10 protein-coding genes are annotated in these 18265 nt (G+C 70.0%); 6 read left to right on the top strand and 4 right to left on the bottom strand.

What is annotated here, in order from left to right; all coding sequences use genetic code 11:
- Positions 1 to 91: 91 nt before the first annotated feature.
- Entirely contained in the window at positions 92 to 955 is an 864-nt protein-coding gene (locus D458_RS0106795; protein WP_017585972.1) for an SDR family NAD(P)-dependent oxidoreductase, read from the bottom strand.
- 182 nt (positions 956 to 1137) lie between these two features.
- Between D458_RS0106795 and D458_RS0106790 the strand changes: the two genes are divergently transcribed.
- The gene (locus D458_RS0106790) at positions 1138 to 2010 is read left to right on the top strand and encodes a helix-turn-helix domain-containing protein (protein ID WP_017585971.1); all 873 of its coding nucleotides are present in this window, start codon (positions 1138 to 1140) and stop codon (positions 2008 to 2010) included.
- 292 nt (positions 2011 to 2302) lie between these two features.
- Here the strand turns inward: D458_RS0106790 and D458_RS0106785 are convergent, their stop codons facing one another.
- Positions 2303 to 3085 carry a DUF4253 domain-containing protein gene (locus D458_RS0106785; protein ID WP_017585970.1) on the bottom strand — a complete coding sequence of 261 codons (783 nt, stop codon included), beginning with the start codon at positions 3083 to 3085 and terminating at the stop codon, positions 2303 to 2305.
- Between the two features lie 618 nt (positions 3086 to 3703).
- The gene (locus tag D458_RS0106780; protein ID WP_017585969.1) at positions 3704 to 4786 is read right to left on the bottom strand and encodes a type I restriction endonuclease; all 1083 of its coding nucleotides are present in this window, start codon (positions 4784 to 4786) and stop codon (positions 3704 to 3706) included.
- A gap of 485 nt (positions 4787 to 5271) precedes the next feature.
- Between D458_RS0106780 and D458_RS33100 the strand changes: the two genes are divergently transcribed.
- The 5 genes from D458_RS33100 to D458_RS0106755 all read left to right on the top strand — a co-directional run bounded on the left by D458_RS33100 (position 5272) and on the right by D458_RS0106755 (position 13880).
- Positions 5272 to 5670 (top strand): phospholipase D-like domain-containing protein, encoded by a 399-nt coding sequence (locus tag D458_RS33100; protein WP_083936255.1) that lies wholly within the window; start codon positions 5272 to 5274, stop codon positions 5668 to 5670.
- Entirely contained in the window at positions 5670 to 7589 is a 1920-nt protein-coding gene (locus D458_RS0106770; protein ID WP_017585967.1) for an N-6 DNA methylase, read from the top strand. The genes D458_RS33100 and D458_RS0106770 overlap by 1 nt, the downstream gene beginning before the upstream one ends.
- Positions 7586 to 9187 carry a serine/threonine-protein kinase gene (locus D458_RS0106765; RefSeq protein ID WP_017585966.1) on the top strand — a complete coding sequence of 534 codons (1602 nt, stop codon included), beginning with the start codon at positions 7586 to 7588 and terminating at the stop codon, positions 9185 to 9187. The genes D458_RS0106770 and D458_RS0106765 overlap by 4 nt, the downstream gene beginning before the upstream one ends.
- Positions 9188 to 9396: 209 nt before the next feature.
- Positions 9397 to 11505, top strand: coding sequence for a UvrD-helicase domain-containing protein (locus D458_RS0106760; RefSeq protein WP_017585965.1), 2109 nt, complete (start codon positions 9397 to 9399; stop codon positions 11503 to 11505).
- A 98-nt stretch (positions 11506 to 11603) separates the two neighbouring features.
- Positions 11604 to 13880 (top strand): GmrSD restriction endonuclease domain-containing protein, encoded by a 2277-nt coding sequence (locus D458_RS0106755; protein WP_017585964.1) that lies wholly within the window; start codon positions 11604 to 11606, stop codon positions 13878 to 13880.
- Positions 13881 to 13962: 82 nt separating this feature from the next.
- Here the strand turns inward: D458_RS0106755 and D458_RS0106750 are convergent, their stop codons facing one another.
- The gene (locus D458_RS0106750) at positions 13963 to 18264 is read right to left on the bottom strand and encodes an nSTAND1 domain-containing NTPase (RefSeq protein WP_017585963.1); all 4302 of its coding nucleotides are present in this window, start codon (positions 18262 to 18264) and stop codon (positions 13963 to 13965) included.
- Between the last annotated feature and the right edge of the window lies 1 nt (position 18265).

The raw sequence follows: 18265 nt of genomic DNA, 5'->3' as shown, positions 1-18265 counted from the left end.
GGACCTGATCGCGAAGCCAACGCCCAGCGCCGAAGCGTCGAACCCCGGGCCGCCAGACGGGCGAGCCCTGTTGTCACGCCACGGAAGAGACTCAGGCGGAGGCGAAGTCGGTCAGCGGTGCGCTCTCCCGCGTCGCGTCGAGGGTGGCGCGCAGTGCGTCGACCTTCGCCGTTGCGTAGGCGTGCGAATCCGAACCCAGCACCTGGCGAAGCAGCCCTCCTCCGGTGACCACGTTGGTGATGATCTGCCGGGCTCCCTCGACCGGGTCTCCGAGCTGGCTGCCCTGCAGATCGAGGTGGCTCCGCACCATGTCGCGAATCGCGGGGTAGGCGTCCGAGGTCGCGGCGGGCAGAACCAGCGAGTCGGGGGTCAGGAAGTCCGTGCGGAAGTAGCCCGGTTCGACGATGGTGACCTCCACACCGAAGTCGGCGATCTCCCCGGCGAGCGCTTCGCTGAGCCCTTCGAGGGCGTACTTGCCCGCGCAGTACAACCCCCAGCCCGGCATCGAGGTCAGCCCCAGGACCGAGGACACGTTCACGATGTGCCCGCTGTTCCTCGCGCGCAGGATCGGCAGGGTCGAGCGCAGCACGTTCCAGACACCGCAGATCTGGAGGTCGAGCATGTGCCGAACCTCGGCGGCACCGGTCTCCTCGACCGCGGCGAGAAAACCGTAGCCGGCGTTGTTGACCACCACATCGAGTGTGTCGAAGCGGGCGAGGGCCTCGCGCACCGCCCGGTCGACATCGTCCTCGTCGCGCAGGTCGACCTCCAGCGGAAGCAACCGCGTGGTGTCCACCCGCCGCCCCCGCAGAGCGGTGGAGAGCCGCTCGGCGGACCGGGTGGTCGCGGCGACGCCGTCACCGCGCTCGAGCAGCTGGGCGACGAGTTCGAGGCCGAGCCCGCGGGAGGTGCCGGTGACGAACCAGACCGCGGGACGGTCAACGGGGTAACTCATGGCGGATCCCTCTTTCCTGAAGCGGCGAGCGGGCCTGTTCCCGTCGCCGGTGTGTGACTTCCACCCTGGAACAGCGCGGGCCGTCGGGGGAGGCCACAGCACGCCTTGCTGGTCCTGGACCGCAGCAGCCTAGGACTCACAGGTCCAGGCGGGCCCTCCCGCCGCCCTGCACAATGGAAGACATGGCCGAGAAGAAGAACCGGGAGCTCGCGGACTTCCTGCGGCGTGCCCGCAGCCAGTGCGAACCGTCCCGGTCCGGACTGCCCGTCGACACCCGTATCCGCCGTGTCCCCGGTCTCCGGCGTGAGGAGGTGGCACTGCTCGCGGGGGTCTCGTCCGACTACTACGCCCGACTCGAACAGGGCCGCCGTATCACTCCCACCCCGGCGGTGCTCGACGCCATCGGTCGGGCCCTGGAGCTGGACGCGGCCGGCCGAGCCCACCTCAAGGACCTCATCGGGCCGGCCGGCGTCGGTAAGCGCGCCCTCCCCCACACCGTGCAACGTCTCCGGCCCGGCCTCCATCAGCTCCTGGACGCTCTCGACGGGGAGCCGGCGCTCGCCCTCGGCCGACGCACCGACGTTCTGGCCACCAACCGGATGGCCCGCGCGCTGTTCACCGATTTCGACGCCCTCGGCACCGGTCGGCCCAACTACGCACGGTGGATGTTCTGCGACGAGGCGGCACGTGCGCTGTTCGTCGACTGGGAGATCCAGGCCCGCGCGGTGGTCGAGAGCCTGCGACTGGAGTCCGGTGCCGTCCCCCACGACGAGGAGCGGGCCGCCCTCGTCGACGACCTGCGCGGCCAGAGCCCGGAGTTCAGCCGGTGGTGGGACGAACACCGTGTCTACCAGCGCACCTACGGAGCGAAACGCCTGCGCCATCCCGTCGTCGGAGACCTCACCGTCGATTACGAGACACTCACCCCGCCCGGGGACCCGGACACCACGGTGTACGTGTACACGGCGGAACCCGGGTCACCGGCCGAACGGGCCCTGGGCCTGCTCGCGAGCTGGTCTCTACCGGGGGCCGCATCTCAGACTCCGACGGTCTGAATGCTTCTCCGGATCCATAGGGCCTGCGGTGAAGGCGACCCGCGAGGCGTGGGCCGCACGGGTGAGGCGATGGGAGCCGCGACGGAAAACCGACCGGCGTCCGGATGCAGGCGCAGGAGGGCTTGGCTCGAGACAGATGCGGTCGATGAGGGTGCCCGGCGGGTGTCTCCCCGCGACCTTCGACGCTGGTTTCGACCGTCATACGCAACCAGGTCCTGCGCTGACGCCCCGGCGGATCCGGTGGCGATCTGAACACCGGCCTCCCGGCACCGCGTGGTCGAGCAACCGCGTCTCAGTCCCACCAGAAGTTCCAGACGGGGCGGTCGACGAGGCGTTCGGCGTAGCCCCGGAGCGTGTGAGGGCTGCTTCCCTGCCAGACGAGGTCGGGGCAGAACGCGAAGTGCTCAGCGGCCACACGCAGCGCCCGATCGATATCGGTGGGCGCGGAGGCGACGCTCAACAGCAGGGTGTCGAACCCCAGGCCCAGGAGGCGCGCTCCGAAACGCCGCTCCCAGTCGGCCACGACCGCGGCGAACACCGCGGTGTCGTTGTCGTAGTTGACCGGCCCCGACCATCCGCACGAGAGGAGGGCCTGCGCTCCCGAGGAGGCGCGCACCAGGCCCAGACGTTGGGGGCGTCCGTGCTCGACGAGGAGTTCGGCGCACTCCGAGGCCGTTGCCTCGGCCGCGCCCTCCGCCAGGGAAGCAGCGGGAACCGTTCCGGGCCAGGTCCTCCCGAAGGGCGCGGTCTCCGGGTGGGGATCCGGCTCCTCCGCGCCGGGCTCGGAAGAGCCAGTGTACTCCCCCCACCACGCGGCGAGGAGCCCGGCCGGATCGTGGTCCGTGAGCGCGGTGGACCGTTCGATCGCCGACGTCTCCAGGAGCAGGTCCGGGTCGCGGTCGAAGCCCTCCACCAGCAGGGGCCACCAACCCGAACGCGGGGACTCGGCGAACAGCCGGGACCACAGACCGACCGCAACGGGCTCCTCGCTCACCCAGAGGAAGGGCTCCCCCTCGGGAGAGGAGAACATGCGGCCAGCGGGAAGGGGAACGGACAGCGACGCCTGAGGGTTCATGGCAGCCAAGGTAGAGGGCCGGGGTGACGTTCAACGGCACCCTCTGACCACTGCGGCAAGCCGCGCGCAATGAGTTCGGGAAGACGCCGTCGCGCCCCGAACCGGCAGAGGACCTGGCGCGCGTGATCGATGAAGCGTGGGCATTCGTCCGGCGGTTGCGCATGGGGCCACCAGGACTCTCTTTCAGCGCCGGGGAGCGTACGGGACCGTCCGAGGAGCTGGGCGCCTATCCGGACCGGCCGAACACCGGTGCGATCCCGAATCCTTCCTCCCCGACCGCCGTGAGGTCCTGCTCGACCTTTTCAAGGAGTACACCGACGAGTGGGACCTGCCACCGGTGGTCGAGGAGTTCAACGAAGGCTGGCTCCGCCGCACGTCCTTCTGGAACGGCCAGGGCTGGATGAGCGTGGTCGCCACCGCAGGACCAGCCGCCATGAACTGCACCGCCCCGGCGCGGCAAGCACTCTTGTGGAGTCCGGCTGGCTACGGCCGTCCCTGAGCCGCGCACGAAGCGGTGCCTTGCCAGGCAAATCGGCCTAGCGTTCGCGCGGAACCACGGACTCGCGGTGGTACTCGGGGAGCCTGAAAGGCGACACGGCGACCGCCCCCGCCCAGGGCTCAGCCCAGGTAGTTCCGCACCGATGCGCGGATCTTCTCGGCGTGGAGGTAGATCTCGTCGACGGAGGCCAGCGGGTGGCGGGTCTCGTTCTTGTCGGCGTCGAAGGTGCCGAGGTACTTCTTCGACCTGGCGTTGAAGTGGAGGCGCGCGATCGGCCTCCGGTTGTTGTCGTCCAACAGGACGGCGAAGTACCTCTTGGAGTCGCGCTGCGAGATCCGCTGGGGCTTGACCTCGCTGCACGCGATCGCCTTGACCACCTGGTAGCCCTCGAGCTCCTCAAGGGTGGTCTCGATCCCCGTCCCGCGCTCCAGGTCCTCGTCCGCGACGTCCTCGCTGCTGATCTCGTCCTCCTCGGCCTGCGGGCGGGTGGACTCCAGCGCCTTCTTCAGCCGGACGTTGACCTGGTCGTCGAGGAAGGCGGAGACGGCCTCCTGGACGAGCGGTGTGAACTGCTCGCGCGCCCGCTTGGTGAAGGCCTTGTCGTAGACGCGGCCGGCGAGGAACTTCACCCATTCGTCGTCCGGTTCCTGGAACTGTTCGGTCAGCGTGCGCTTGATCGCCCCGATGTACTTGAGCTTCTCCGCCGCGTCGACGACCGAGCCCAGGTCGAAGGAGGCCTTGGTCAGCTTGCGCAATTCGGGCAGGAGGCTCTCGTCGACATCGTTGAGGTCGAGCACCATGAACGGCTTGGAGTCCATACGGTTCGGCGCGTCGAGGTCGGTGTAGAAGTGGTACTCCACCCCGTTGGTGAGGACCGCGATCCGCGCGTTGGTGACGGAGAAATACCGGTAGAGCTGTGACGCGTGCTCGACCTTCAACTCGCCGTTGGCCTTCTTGCATTCGATGAGCATCTGCACTTCGTTGGCGTGCATGATGGCGTAGTCGACCTTCTCGCCCTTCTTCACCCCGACGTCGGCGGTGAATTCGGGGACGACCTCTCGGGGGTCGAAGACGTCGTATCCGAGAACCGTCGCGATGAAGGGCATGACGAACGCGTTCTTCGCCGCTTCCTCCGTCTGGGTCACATCCCGCTGTTTCTGCACCTTGGCGCTGAGGGCGGAGACCTTCTCGTCGAATTCCATTGACGACCCTTCTTCGTGGCTGGTCAGCGAACCCTAGCAAGGGGAAAAGGCGGTATCCACAGATAGACGAGTTCGTTATGTCCACCGGTTCTGCCATTTGTTCCAGCGGGAAGGAACCCGTCTCCGTCTCTTACGGAGGCGGGTGATGGACGCTCACCGACTCCACGCGGAAAACGGCGGAACGGTCCGAAGCGGACAACGTGCGCCCGGCTCGGGCCCTAAGTCCTTCACATGCACCAGTTGCGGCGGCTGGGTAAACCCGCCTTCCTTGCTCGTCGTCCTGCTCGTCAGGGGCTCATTGCGACGTCGCGGACCCAACCTACACGCCTTGCCTGTTAACCGGGTTAACAATAGGATCTCGGTGATCGGCGGATCACCGCCGTCGGCCCTAGTGTTATCCCTGTACGGCGCAGCCTCCCGAGCAGCCATTTCGGAGCTCCGGCCTCGCCCTCCATGCCCTCTGACAGGCGCGAGGTAGTCCAAGAATGCCGACAACGACCGACGAGCTCCCCTCATCGAGTGCGCTTGTCGTGACGCGCGGGGTCGCGATGTCGGTGGTGGTGGAGACCCTCGCCGGAGCGGGCGGGGCGATCAGCGGCACCGAGCCCGGGCAGGCCTTCACCGGAATCGGCGGGGTCGGGCTGTGGCACTGGCCGGCGGGCCGGCGTGAGGGCAGGGGGGCCAAGGCGCACGCCAAGCTCGCGGTGGCCGACCGGCGGACGCTGCTGGTGTCCAGCGCCAACCTCACCCAGTCCGGGGTGTCCACCAACATGGAGGCCGGGCTGCTGGTCCGCGGCGGGGCCGCCCCGCAGCGGGTGGCCGAGCACGTCGCCGAACTCCGCTCCCGGGGAGTACTGGAACGGATCAGGGTGGGTGACCACTGATGGCGAACGAGAACACCCGGGAAGAGGCCGAGTACAGACCCCCGGCCGGGCAGGCACTGCTCGGGGCCTCCGACATCGCCCGGCTGACCGGGGTCAAGCGGCCCGCGGTGAGCAACTGGCGGCGGCGGTTCGGCGACTTCCCCGAACCCGTCGCGGGGGCCGCGTCCCAGCCCTTGTTCTCGCTGGAACAGGTCCGGGAGTGGTGCCGCAAGCACGGCAAGCCGTTCGAGGCCGGTGACGCCGACCTGCTGTGGCAGCGGGTGCGGGCCGAGGTTCCGGACGTGCGCCGGGCCGAGTTCCTGGCCCATGTCGGACGGCTGCTGATCGGTGAGCTCCCGCTCCGGCCGTCCGTGCCGGGGATCCCCGAGCCGTGGACCGTCCTGGCCGAGGCCGTTCTCGAACCGCAGGAGCCGAACGGACCGGAGGAGCTCTACGCGCGGTTGTGCGCGCGGTTGACGCGGGAGCGGGGCGGGACCGAGGTCCCCTCCGAGGTGGCCTCGTGGATGGCGGACCTGGCCGGGATCGGTGCGGGCTCGTCGGTGCACGACCCGGCCTGCGGGACGGGCGGCCTGTTGGCCGAGGCGGTCAGGCACGGGGCGGGTTCGGTGTCCGGACAGGAGCGGAACCCCCATCTGTGGCAGATGGCCACCGCCTTGTTGGCCGCGCTTCCCGGGACCAGTGCCACCGCTGTCGGTGACTCCCTGCGCGCGCCCGCCCCGCGGGGTCAGGGGTTCGACGCGGTCCTGTGCGACCCGCCGTTCCGGGACCGGGAGTGGGGGCACGAGGAGCTCGCCGAGGATCCGCGCTGGACGCACGGCACCCCGCCCAAGACCGAGGGCGAGCTGGCGTGGGTGCAGCACTGCCTGTCGCTGCTGCGCGAGGGCGGACGCGCGGTGGTCCTGCTGCCCGCGTCGGTGTCCTCGCGGCCGAGCGGCCGCAGGATCCGTGCGAACCTGCTGCGAGCGGGAGTGCTGCGGGCCGTGTTGGAGGTCCCTTCCGGTGGTGAGGCCGCCAGCCACCACCTGTGGGTGGTGGTCCGCCCCGAGGAGGGCGTCGAAACCGGGGAGCGGCTGCTGCTGGTGGGGCGCGGAGCCCGGACCGGGGACGCGGTCCGGGTGTGGGAGTCCTTCGCCTCCGGGAGCCTTCCCGAGGGCGAGGAGGGACCGGACTGGACCTGCGTCGACACCGTCGACCTCCTGGACGGCGACGTGGACCTGCGGCCCGCGCGGCACCTGGAGTCCGCACGCGCCGGCCGGGCCGCCCACCTGTACCCGCCACTGCTGGCGGAGCTGTCCGAGGCCCTGGAGCAGGCGCGCACGCTGACCGGGGACCTCACGTTGGTCGCACCGGCCGCCGAGACGGCGCGGACCACGTTGGGGGACCTCGTCGACGCGGGGTCGGTGGAACTGCACCGGGCTCCGCTCGCGACGGCCACGGACGAGGGGGACATCCCGGTGCTCACGGTTCGTGACCTCCGGGAGGACCGGCCCCCCAGCGGCCGGTGCTCGGAGGTGCCCGGGCTCGTGCGCGCCCGTGCGGGAGACGTGGTGGTCGCCGACACCGTGCGCGGCGCACCCACCCGGGTGGTCGCCGAAGGGGTCGGGGAGGGCGCCGCGCTGGGACCGCGTCTGCTGCTCCTGAGGCCGAAGGGCGGGGTGGACCCTGAGTTCCTCGCCGGGGCCCTGGCCTGGGCGGCCGAGGCCCCCGACCGCACCTCGAGCGGGCGGCTGGACGTGCGGGCGGTGTCCCTGCCCGCGCTGTCCCCGGTGGAGCAGCGCGCGCACAGCGGGGCGGCGCACCGCCTGCGGCGGATGGAGGGGTTGTTGCGGGACATCGCCGAACTGGGCGGACAGCTGGCCCAGGTGGGACACCATGGGCTGCGCAAGGGTGACTTGAGGCCACGGGAGTTGAACGCATGAGGTTGACCGAGAAGCGGATGCTCGCCGATCGGTACGAGCTGACCGCGCCACTGGCGCGCGGCGGCATGGGCCAGGTGATGGTGGGCCGGGACGTCCGGCTGGACCGGGAGATCGCGGTCAAGTTCCTGCGGTTGCCCGACGGCGAGCAGGATCCGGACATGGTGCGCCGGTTCGTGCGCGAGTCGCGGATCACCGCGGGCCTGCGGCACCCGGGCGTCCCGGCCGTGTTCGACGGGGGCTCCGAGGACGGACACCACTACCTGGTGATGCAGCGCGTGCACGGGATCGGCCTGCACGACCTGGTCTCCGAGCAGGGGCGGCTCTCCGTGGGGTGGTCGGCCTGCGTCGCCGCGCAGGTGTGCTCGGTGCTGTCCGCGGCGCACGGCGCCTCGCTGGTGCACCGCGATCTGAAACCGGCCAACATGATGCTGGAGCGGGAGGGGACCGTGAAGGTCCTCGACTTCGGGTTGGCGGTCGCCCTGGACCGCGCGGACATGTCGCAGATCACCCGGACCGGTCACACCCCCGGGACGCCCGCCTACATGGCGCCGGAGCAGCTCCTGGCCGGGTCCAGCACCCCGTTGAGCGACCTGTACGCGCTGGGCTGCACCCTGCACGAGATGCTCACCGGGCAGCGGGTGTTCACCGCCTCGACCTCGTTCGCCCTGGCGTCCAAGCAGGTGAACGAGGCTCCCACGGGGGTGCGCCGGTTGCGGCCGGACGTCCCCGCGGATCTGGCGGAGGTCGTCTCCGCGCTGTTGGAGAAGCGCCCGGAGGACCGCCCGGCCGGCGCCGACGAGGTGTACGGGCGGCTGATCGGCTTCGCCACCGGCCTGGAACACATTCCGGGAGAGCTGAACCAGCCGCACCTGCCCAGCCCGCACCGGATGTACGGGGCCGCGGTGGCCCGGGTGTTCGGTCCCGCGGGCACCGGTGCCGACACCTCCGCCGACTCTCGCGCCGGGGACGGCGCGCCCGCCGCCCCCGATACCCCCGCCGACCAGGCCCCCGAGAGCACGGTCGACGCGGTTCCGCTGAGCCGTGTGGAGGTCGAGCGCACCCGCGACGAGGCGGCGGAGCTGGGCAGCTCCGCCCGCTACCAGCAGGCCGCACAGACGCTGCGGGAGGCGGTCTCCTCCGCGACCGCGTCGTTCGGGCCCACTGACCCGGACACGGTGCGGCTCCGGATGGACTGGGCGAACGTGCTCTTCGAGGGCGGGAACTTCCGCGGTGCCGCCCCGGTCTACGGGGAGCTGGTGGAGGATCTGGAGGGGATGGAGGGCGAGGAGAACCAGAGCCTGGTCTTCCGCTGCCGCCTGCAGAACGCCACCTGCCACGCCCTCTCCGGCCGGACCGGCGCCGCCCTGTCGATCCTGTCCGACCTGCTCGACGACGAGGTCGACGTCTACGGGCACGACGACCACCGGCCGTTGGAGCTGCGCAGGCAGATCGGGCTGCTGGAGCTGGCGGCGGGGCGCCGGAAGGACGCCGAGCACACCCTGCGGGACCTGCGTGAGGACCTGGTGCGGCTGCACGGGCCGGGGCACCCGACCGTGGCCCAGCTGAACGACCAGTTGAACGGATCCCTGACGCAGTGACACTCCGGGCGCCGTGTCGGTTCTCCATCAGGGTCGCCCGGAGATCTCACCGTGGCCGTGCGTGAGGGAGCACGCCCGGCTAGGTTGGAAGGACTTGTTGGTACCCGGAACCATCTTTCCGGACTCCCCCGACCGCTCGTACGCCCCCGTGGCTCCCGGCCGCACCCCCGCGGTTCCGGGGCCTGCCCCCACGACGAGGAAAGCACGCCGTGCCCCAGCTCGCCATCGCCAAGGAATTCCTGGCGGAGTTCGCCGCCCTCGAGAAGCCCGTCCGTGAACGCGTCATCCAGGTGTTCGCCAAGTTCGAGCAGGCCACCCACACCGGCCTGCACCTGGAGAAGATCACCGGTGCGCGCGACGACCGCTTCCGCACCATCCGGATCGACCAGTTCTACCGGGGTGTGCTGCTGGCTCCGGAGAGCGGCGACACCTACCTGCTGCTGAAGGTCCTGCCCCACGACGACGCCTACCACTGGGCCAAGACGCGCAGGGCAACGGTGAACCGCGCCACGGGCGGCATCGAGCTCCGCGACGTGGCCGCGCTGGACGCCAGCCTTCCCCACCTGGAACGCCTGGCGCGAAGCGTCCCGACCCGGCTGTTCGAGGACGTGAGCGACGCCGACCTGCGCCGTCTGGGCGTGGACGAGCAGACCATGGTGTTCGCCCAGACCCTGACCGACGTCTTCCAGCTGGAGGCGGCCCGCGGGCTGCTGCCCGCCATTCAGTGGGAGGTGCTCTACGGGCTGGCGGCGGGGCTCACCCCGGAGCAGGTCTGGGAGGAGATGAGCACGGCCCTCGTCGAGGACGAGGTCGACCCCGAGGACCTGGACGCGGCGGTGCGGCGCAGCCCGGACCGCGTCCTGCTGGTGGAGGGCCCCGAAGAACTGGTGGCCGCGCTGGAGTCGCCCTTCGACCTGTGGCGGATCTACCTGCACCCCGCCCAGCGCGCCGTGGTCGAGGCCTCCTACGGCGGCCCCGCCCGGGTCAGCGGCGGCCCGGGGACCGGCAAGACCGTGGTGGCACTGCACCGTGCCCAGAGGCTGGCGGAGCGGGGGGACGGCGAGGTCCTGTTGACCACCTTCACCTCCACGCTCGCGGCCTCCCTGGAGACCCAGCTGCGGCTCCTCGTGGAGTCCCGGTGTGAGCACCCCGAGGAGGTCATGGGTCGGATCCGCGTGGAGCACGTGGATCGGCTGGCACACCGTGTGTTCAGGGAGGAGCACGGCCAGCCCGACCTGCTGGACCACTCGGGTGAACGCAGGCTGTGGCAGGAGGTCGTCGACGGCCTGGGGGTGGACCTGTCCCCCTCGTTCCTGGCCGAGGAGTGGCGGCAGGTGGTGCTCACCCGCCGGGTCGGGGACGCACAGGCCTACCTGGAGGCCAAGCGCACCGGCCGCGGGCGCGGGCTGAACGCCGCGCGCAAGGCCAGGGTGTGGCAGGCGGTGCACGCCTTCCGGAACCTGCTGGCCGAACGGGGCCTGTGGACCCACGAGACCGTCAGCGAGGAGGCCGCCCGGATCCTGGCCGGGCGTGCAGAGAAGCCGTTCCGGCACGTGGTGGTGGACGAGGCGCAGGACCTGCACGCGGGACAGTGGCGGCTGCTGCGGGCCGCGGCGCCCGAGGATCGCGACGACCTGTTCATCGCGGGCGACACCCACCAACGGGTGTACGGCCCCAAGGTGAGCCTGGCCGAGGTCGGCGTGAACATCCTCGGCCGGTCCAGCAAGCTGCGGATCAACTACCGGACCACCGCACAGATCCTCGGCTGGAGCCTGGGGCTGGTCCTGGGAGAGCCGGTCGACGACATGGACGGCGGCCTGGACTCGATCGCCGGCTGCCGGTCCGAGATCCGCGGGGCCGAACCGGTCCTGCACGGGGCCGCCACCTGGGAGGCGGAGCTGGGGCACCTCAAGGAGACGGTGCTGTCCTGGATCGAGGCCGGCGTGCTGCCCGACGAGATCGGGGTGGCCGCCCGCTCCAACCACGCGGTGGACCAGGCCGCCCTCGCGCTGGAGGAGGCGGGGATCTCCGCCCGGTCGCTGGCCAAGGGGCAACTCACCGACAGCGTGTCGGTCGGCACGATGCACCGGATGAAAGGGCTGGAGTTCCGCTGCCTGGCCGTGGTGGGCGTGGGCGGGGAACAGCTGCCCGCCCCGCGGAGCATCACCCCCGAGGACGAGGACCCCGGGGCGCACTCCCGCGACCTGCTGCGGGAGCGGAGCCTGCTGTTCGTGGCGTGCACGCGGGCGCGGGAGCAGCTGAGCGTGAGCTGGCACCGCGCCCCGAGCCCTTTCCTCGAAGCGGTCCTGGAACGTTGAGGTCCTCCCGGGCCCATTGAGACCCCTCGTGCTTGCCCCTCACACTGGTTGAGGCCCCCGTACCCGACGTAGAACCCCCAGACGAGAAAGTCAGCCCTATGGCGAAACTGTCCACCCTTCTCGACCAGATCGACGCGGGCACGGTCCTGCTCCCGGAGTTCCAGCGCGGCTACGTGTGGAATCGGGACCAGGTACGCGGCCTGATGCGGTCGATGTACCTGGGCCACCCGGTGGGCAGCCTGCTGCTGTGGGAGACCTCCGCCGAGGAGATGGCGGTGCGTGGAGGCACCACCGGGAGCGGTACCCATCTGCTCCTCCTGGACGGTCAGCAGCGGGTCACGTCGTTGTACGGGGTGGTCCGAGGGCGGGCGCCGGCGTTCTTCGAGGGTGACGACATGGCGTTCACCGGGCTGTACTTCAACGTGGACACCCAGGTCTTCGAGTTCCATCGCCCCCTGAAGATGAACGACAATCCGCACTGGGTGAACGTCACCGAGTTGTTCGATCAGGGCCCGTTCCACTATCTGAGCCGGTTCTCGGAGGACCCGGAGAGCGCCAACCTCTACCTGGGTCGGCTCAACACCCTGCGCCAGATCCTCGACAAGGACTTCCCGCAGGAACAGATCACCGGCGCCGAACGAACCGTCGACGAGGTCGTGGACATCTTCAACCGGGTCAACTCCGGCGGTACCAAGTTGTCCAAGGGCGACCTGGCCCTGGCCAAGCTGTGCGCGCAGTGGCCGGAGGCGCGCTCGACGATGCGGGCCAGCCTGAACCACTGGGAGGAGTCGGGGTTCAACTTCACCCTGGACTGGCTGCTTCGCAACGCCACTGCCGTGGCGACCGGCCGTGCCTTGTTCACGTCGCTGGAAAAAGTGACGGCTTCGGAGTTCCAGCGGGCGTTGAAGGCCTCCGTCGACCACGTGGGGACGTTCCTGGAAGCGGTCTCCGGGCGTCTGGGCCTGGACCACGACCGGGTGCTGATGAGCCGTTACTCGTTTCCGGTGGCCGCCCGGCTGCTGGAGCTCAACGGCGGCCGGTTCGACGATGCGGCCCACCGGGACCGGGTCCTCTACTGGTACGTACACAGCGCCCTGTGGGGGCGGTACGCGGGGTCCACGGAGACCTTCCTCCAGCTGGACTACGACGGGATCGCCGAGTCCGGCGTGGAGGGGGCCATCCGCCGCCTGTCGCACTGGCGGGGCGGCAACCTGGATGTCCGGCCGGACGACTTCGGGGGTTCCACACGGGGCTCCCGGTTCTACCCTCTGCTGTACATGCTCACCCGGGTCAAGGGTGCCCGGGACTTCGGCAGCGGGCTCGAACTGAAGGCGGAGTCGCTCGGCAAGCTGTCCTCTCTCCAGGTCCACCACATCTTCCCCAAGCGCGTTCTCCGGGACGAGTACGAACGAGGTCACGTCAACGCGATCGCCAACTTCTGCTTCCTGACCCAGCAGACCAACCTCGAGGTGTCCGACCGCAGGCCCGAGGAGTACTTCCCGGAGGTGGAGGAACGCCACCCGGGGGTACTGGCCTCGCAGTGGATCCCCACCGACCCCGAACTGTGGAAGGTGGAGAACTACCTGGACTTCCTGGCAGCGCGCCGCGAGCTGCTGGCCCAGGCGGCCCAGTCGTTCCTGAACGAGCTGGCCACCGGGGCGCGGCCCTCGGCGGAGGAGGCTCCGCTGCGCCCGATGACGGTCGTGGCCGGCGAATCCGACGACGCGCGCAGCGTGCAGGTTCGGGAGATGGTCGGGGAGCTGTTGCGCCAGGGCTACGCCGAGCCGGAGCTGGACGCCGAGATCAACGACCCGGAGCGGGGCAGGGCCATCGCCGAGGCGGAGGCGTTCTGGCCGGACGGGCTCCAGCACGGCATGGGCAAGCCCGTGGTCCTGGAGCTGGATCCCGAACAGGCGGATCTGCCCAGGCTGCAAGAGCTGGGTTATGAGGTCTTCACCTCGGTGGACTCCCTGCTGGGCTTCGTCAACCGACTGGGCCAGGAGGCGGCCGGGGAAGCCACCGTGGGGCCGGGGCGGGAGGAACTGGAGGAGGACTTCAGCAGCGGTCCCGAGACGGCCGACTTCGGCCGGGCGATGCTGTCGGTGTACGAGAGGGCCAAGAACGAGGCCGACTACACCGCTTCCTTCTTCCTGGGCATGATCTCCGAACTGGGACCGCTGGGCACCGCCCGCAAGCTGCTGAACTCCCCCGCGGTCTCGGACGGGTTCGCCAACCTGTGGGAACGGGGCCGTCTGGACCTGACCGTGGAGGCGCTGGTGCTGCGGTCGGAGTTCGCGCCGCTGTTCACCGAGGAGGAGCTGGCGAGGGCGAGGACCCGGCTGGAGCAGTTCGGGTACCGCTTCATGGACGCGTAGGGCCCATCGACCCCGCTCGGGTCTCTGCGGGGCAGTCCCATGCGGGGAGAGCACGGGTCCAGCCTCATCTTGTCCACCGGGGTCAGGAATCCCCGGAGCAGACCTCGGCGGGCACATCCGAAGGAAGCGCACCGGCCTCGTCGGCGGTGAGTTCGCGGCCGGTGACGACGCACAGGTGCCGCTTCCACAATTCCGGATCGAGGCGGAGCAGACTCATCCAGCCACCCTTGAGAGGTGTCCGCAACAGCGCCCGGCCGTCCTGGGTCACCGCTGAGAAACCCTGGGGCTCGTCGAACTGGTAGGTCTCCCTGCGCGTGGGGTCGTCCGCCCACAGGAACTGCGCGGTGCTGTCGCTGGCCAGGAAGAACACGGAACCTCCAGGCGTGGTCAGCGACCACCGGTTCGACTTCAGAGGCCCTAGGGAGCCGAGCACCCTGGCGGGGTCCTGGTCAGGAGGCACCGACCACAGCTCCACCATCCTGCCCGTGGTCAGTACGGCCATGTAGTGCGGATCCTCGAGGAAGATCGCCGCTTCGACGTCGTCGAGTCGGACATCGAGTTCTTCCTTCCTTTCACCGTTGGCCAGGTCCACCGCGTGCAGGAGCTGTTTCCCGTCGGCGATGACACTCACATGCCCTGGCTCGGGATGGCTGGTGACGGTGTAGTACGTTTCCTCTTCTTCGGTGAGTTGCAGGCCGTCCAGATCCAAGAAGGACAACCGGCGCCCGGTGTGAGCGTCCCAGCGCTCGAGGTTGCCTCCGGAGACCGTCACGAGCTGGTCCGCGTCGTGGAACCGGATACTCAGCCAATCCGCGTTCTCCACCGCGTCGGAGGGTGGCGGAACTGTAGTGAACTCGCTCACCCGTCGCAGCGAGGGCAGCTCGTAGACCGTGATCCGGTTCTGGTCAGATATGTCCGCCACCAGGGTCTCGGTGCGGTTGACCTGGAGTTCCTGCTCTATCTCCGCGGGAACAGGGATGTCACGGTCCACGCTGGCCAGGGTCCGCCTCTCGCCCTCGGTCTCCAGGACACTCAGGTTGTCGCCGTTCCGGCCCAGGCGGACCACCATGGTGCTCCCGTCACCGATCAGTTGCGGATTGCCGTGGGCGGTCTCACCGCGGTCTGCGGCCATCTGCCATCCGGTAACCCTGTTCGCCTCCCAAGTGACGAGGGTCGGTGCACTCGCCGTCCCCAGCAGAAGCAGCGGAACCCTTCTCATATATAGAAGACCTTTGTCCATGAACCTCAAAGGACCGAGGAACCGTGCTGCCTCCTCCTGCCCCGAGGTGTCGACGAGCACCCACTCCTCGTCCGTGTCCGGGACCGCGAACCGATCACCCCGCTCTGAAACGGTTACGTCGACACAGGAGGAATATTCCTCTCCACTGTGCTCCCTCAGCACCTGCCCGTCCGCCACTCGTACGGCCTGGTAGCGGGCCTCGCCCGGCGCGTACCCGTCAGAGTCGTCGATGCCCTCCTCCTCCCGGCAGACCACCACCACGCTGCCGTCCCCCGCGATCCCGGCATACTGGGTTTCGGCACCCTCCGCAAGCTCACGTACCGTCCCGGTAGCGATGTCGATGGTCACTACCGACCCTCCCATCGAACCGGGGTCGGCGGTCACAGCCACCAGCGTGTCCTCGTCCGGGCCGAACCACACCTCCGTCAGCCGGGGGGTGTCCTCCGGCAGCGGTCGTGGCCGCCCTGTCTTCAGGTCCCAGACCTGGACCGGCTGGTCCGACTCCGCTGCCGGTGCCCCGACCAGCTGCCGACCCTCGGGGGAGAAGTCCATGATGTGCATGTCACCGAAGAACGTCACTCCCAGCGAGCGTTCCGTCAGCGCCCCCTCGAGCCGGTTCGGCGGGCCGAGCAACCGCTGGCCTCCTGGTGTCACCTCGTGCCAGACCACGGTCCCGTCCACGTCGTGCACGTAGGCGATCCGCCGACCGTCCCGGCTGACCACGGGGACCAGGACGTTCTGGGTGAGTCCGAGCTGCTCCTGCCTGACCCCGCCCTCGGCCGTACGCACGAACAGAGTCGCGCGGCCGCCTTCGGTCCGAACCAGTGTCACCATGCCGTCCACGCTCATGTCCGCTTCCCGGATCTGCCCCTCCGCTCCGGACAGGGACCACTCCGCCTCCTGGAACCCCAGGTACCGGCGCATCAGCGCGCTGCGGGCCTCCTGGGTCGGGGCGGCCTCGTAGGCGGCGAGTGCCACCAGGGCCGCTTGGACGGGATTGCCCTCCACCATCTGGTCCGACTGGATGGCGAGCGAGCGCGACAACCCCTCGGCTTCCCGTTGCGATCGCACGTTCGACTCCTGGACCAGGAAGACGGTCAATCCGGCGATCAGCGCGAGGGCCAGGGCGCCCGCGACTACGCTCCCCCTCCTGGCATTCCGGTGCCGCCGACGGCGCCGACGCGCCTGCGCGAGGAACTCCCGCTCTTCCCCGGTCAGGTCTGTCTCCCGCTGGCGGAGGCTGGACTCCAGAGCCGTGAGCTGGAGAGGGCCGGGTAACAGGTCCGCGGGACGGCCCGCGCTGCGCCATCGTTCCAGGTCGTGCTGCACCTCCGCACGCCCGGCGAGGAAATCGGCGCTGGCCCGGGTCTCCTCGGCGAGCTCCGGCCAGGCGGTGATCAGTGCCTCGTGGGACAGCTCCGCGCTCTGGGGGTGTCCGTCACCGCCGTGCAGGACCAGCAGGCGCCAGTCGGCCCGAGCGAACGCCCGCACCAGTTCCCAGCGACGCTCACCGACCTCTTCGCGGGTCAGGACGCGCCGCAGCGGTGCCTCTCCGCCGGGGAGGACGCGCACCAGCCCGGTCAGCAGCAGGCGCGCCTCGGCCTCCTCCCCCGGTCTGACACAGGCCTGCCACGCCTGTGCGGCGTGGCGGCGCAGCGCGCCCGGTACCCGTCCCAGCTCCTCGTACGCCTCGGCCCGCAGCCGCCCACCGCTCCGGTTCTCCCAGAGCTTGGCCAGGACGAAGCCGAGCAACGGGAGGGCTCCCGGGTCGTGGCCCGCGTCGTCCAGGATGCGCTGCTCCAGCCCGGGGTCGTACTCGACCCCGGAGACACGTCTGACCGGTTCGGTGATCACCGTACGCAGTTGGTCCCGCGTCATCGGGGTGAGCGGGAGCGTGGTGCCGCGCCTCAGCGCCGGGCCGAGCTCCGGATGGCTCAGAGCGGTGTCCATGAAATCGGCGCGTAGGGTGAGCAGCACCCGAAGGCCGTCCGTCCGCTGTTCAGGGAAGAGCAGCGCGACGGCCCGCGCGATCTCCGGTTCGGAGAGGTTCAACAGCGCTTCGGCCTGGTCGAGCACGACCAGGACGTTCGTTCCCTGACGCCCGGTCACCCGGTGGAAGGCATCCGCGGGTCCCAGCTCGTCCAACCACCGCCGTATGCGGTCCGGATCGGCCTGCTCCGCGCGCTGCGCACCGTACCGGCCCGACGCCACCAGGGCGGAGAGTTCCGTCGCCAAGGCGGCCGCCGTGGAGGAGGTGCGCCCCGCGTCGAGCACCAGGACCTCGTGCCCCTCCTGACGCATCCTCGGCACCACACCAGCGAGGGCGAGGGAGGATTTACCGCACCCCGAAGGGCCGTACACGGTGACGGCGGAATGTCCGCCGTGCAGCACCGTGACCACTCGCTCGACGTCCTCGTTGCGACCGAAGAAGACGTCCGCGTCCTCCTCACCCAGAGGGGCCAGCCCTCGGAAGGGGGCCGCCGGCAGCAGGACGGTTTCGAGTTCGGGCAGCTCACGCAGGAGTGTTCCGGTACGCAGCACGAAGACCTGTTGGGCTTCCCGTTCCGCCTGCGCCGCGACCACGAGACCGATCACGGCACCCAGTTCGTCGTCCCAGACAGGCCCCCCGCTGAACCCCTCCCTGGCGTACGCCGTCTGCCCGTCGGCTCGGGAAAGCTGAACCCAGCCCTCCTCCGTCGTCCCGCTCAGCAGCCCGCGGAACCACAACGCGGTCGGCTCGCCACCGGTGAACCCCACCGTCCGGGCCCGGTGCTCCCACATGTCTTCGGGGTCGGCCAACGGCAGGGGGTGGGTACCCGGGACGGGTTCCCGCATCCGCAGGAGCGCGACGTCCCCCGTACGGTCGGCCCGGACCGGTATCCACCGCTCCACCTGGGCCACCCTCGGGCCGAGGTCGCGAGCGTACTGTCCGGCCAGAGGAAAGTCGACCATGACCCCGGCCCCAGACTCCACCAGGTCCCGTCGGGGAGTCCCCAAGCAGTCCGACACCACATGGGCACAGGTCAGAACCAGATCAGGCGCGACAAGGGCGCCCGTGCCGCACGGCTGCCCGTCCTGGTCTGAGAGCCGGACGACTCCCGAGGCCAGAGTCTGGTCCGTGCTCCGCGGCAACGCCCCTGTCATC

Origin of the sequence: Nocardiopsis ganjiahuensis DSM 45031, from assembly GCF_000341085.1 — a bacterium.
GTDB classification, from domain to species: Bacteria; Actinomycetota; Actinomycetes; order Streptosporangiales; family Streptosporangiaceae; genus Nocardiopsis; species Nocardiopsis ganjiahuensis.
The sequence above is the reverse complement of the archived record's forward strand: the minus strand, read 5'-3'. Positions and strand labels throughout refer to the sequence as shown.

Coding starts and splice junctions, on each gene's coding strand:
- D458_RS33100 (WP_083936255.1), top strand. CDS start 5,272: ATGCCGACAACGACCGACGAGCTCCCCTCATCGAGTGCGCTTGTCGTG.
- D458_RS0106750 (WP_017585963.1), bottom strand. CDS start 18,264: ATGACAGGGGCGTTGCCGCGGAGCACGGACCAGACTCTGGCCTCGGGA.
- D458_RS0106780 (WP_017585969.1), bottom strand. CDS start 4,786: ATGGAATTCGACGAGAAGGTCTCCGCCCTCAGCGCCAAGGTGCAGAAA.
- D458_RS0106790 (WP_017585971.1), top strand. CDS start 1,138: ATGGCCGAGAAGAAGAACCGGGAGCTCGCGGACTTCCTGCGGCGTGCC.
- D458_RS0106785 (WP_017585970.1), bottom strand. CDS start 3,085: ATGAACCCTCAGGCGTCGCTGTCCGTTCCCCTTCCCGCTGGCCGCATG.
- D458_RS0106770 (WP_017585967.1), top strand. CDS start 5,670: ATGGCGAACGAGAACACCCGGGAAGAGGCCGAGTACAGACCCCCGGCC.
- D458_RS0106765 (WP_017585966.1), top strand. CDS start 7,586: ATGAGGTTGACCGAGAAGCGGATGCTCGCCGATCGGTACGAGCTGACC.
- D458_RS0106755 (WP_017585964.1), top strand. CDS start 11,604: ATGGCGAAACTGTCCACCCTTCTCGACCAGATCGACGCGGGCACGGTC.
- D458_RS0106795 (WP_017585972.1), bottom strand. CDS start 955: ATGAGTTACCCCGTTGACCGTCCCGCGGTCTGGTTCGTCACCGGCACC.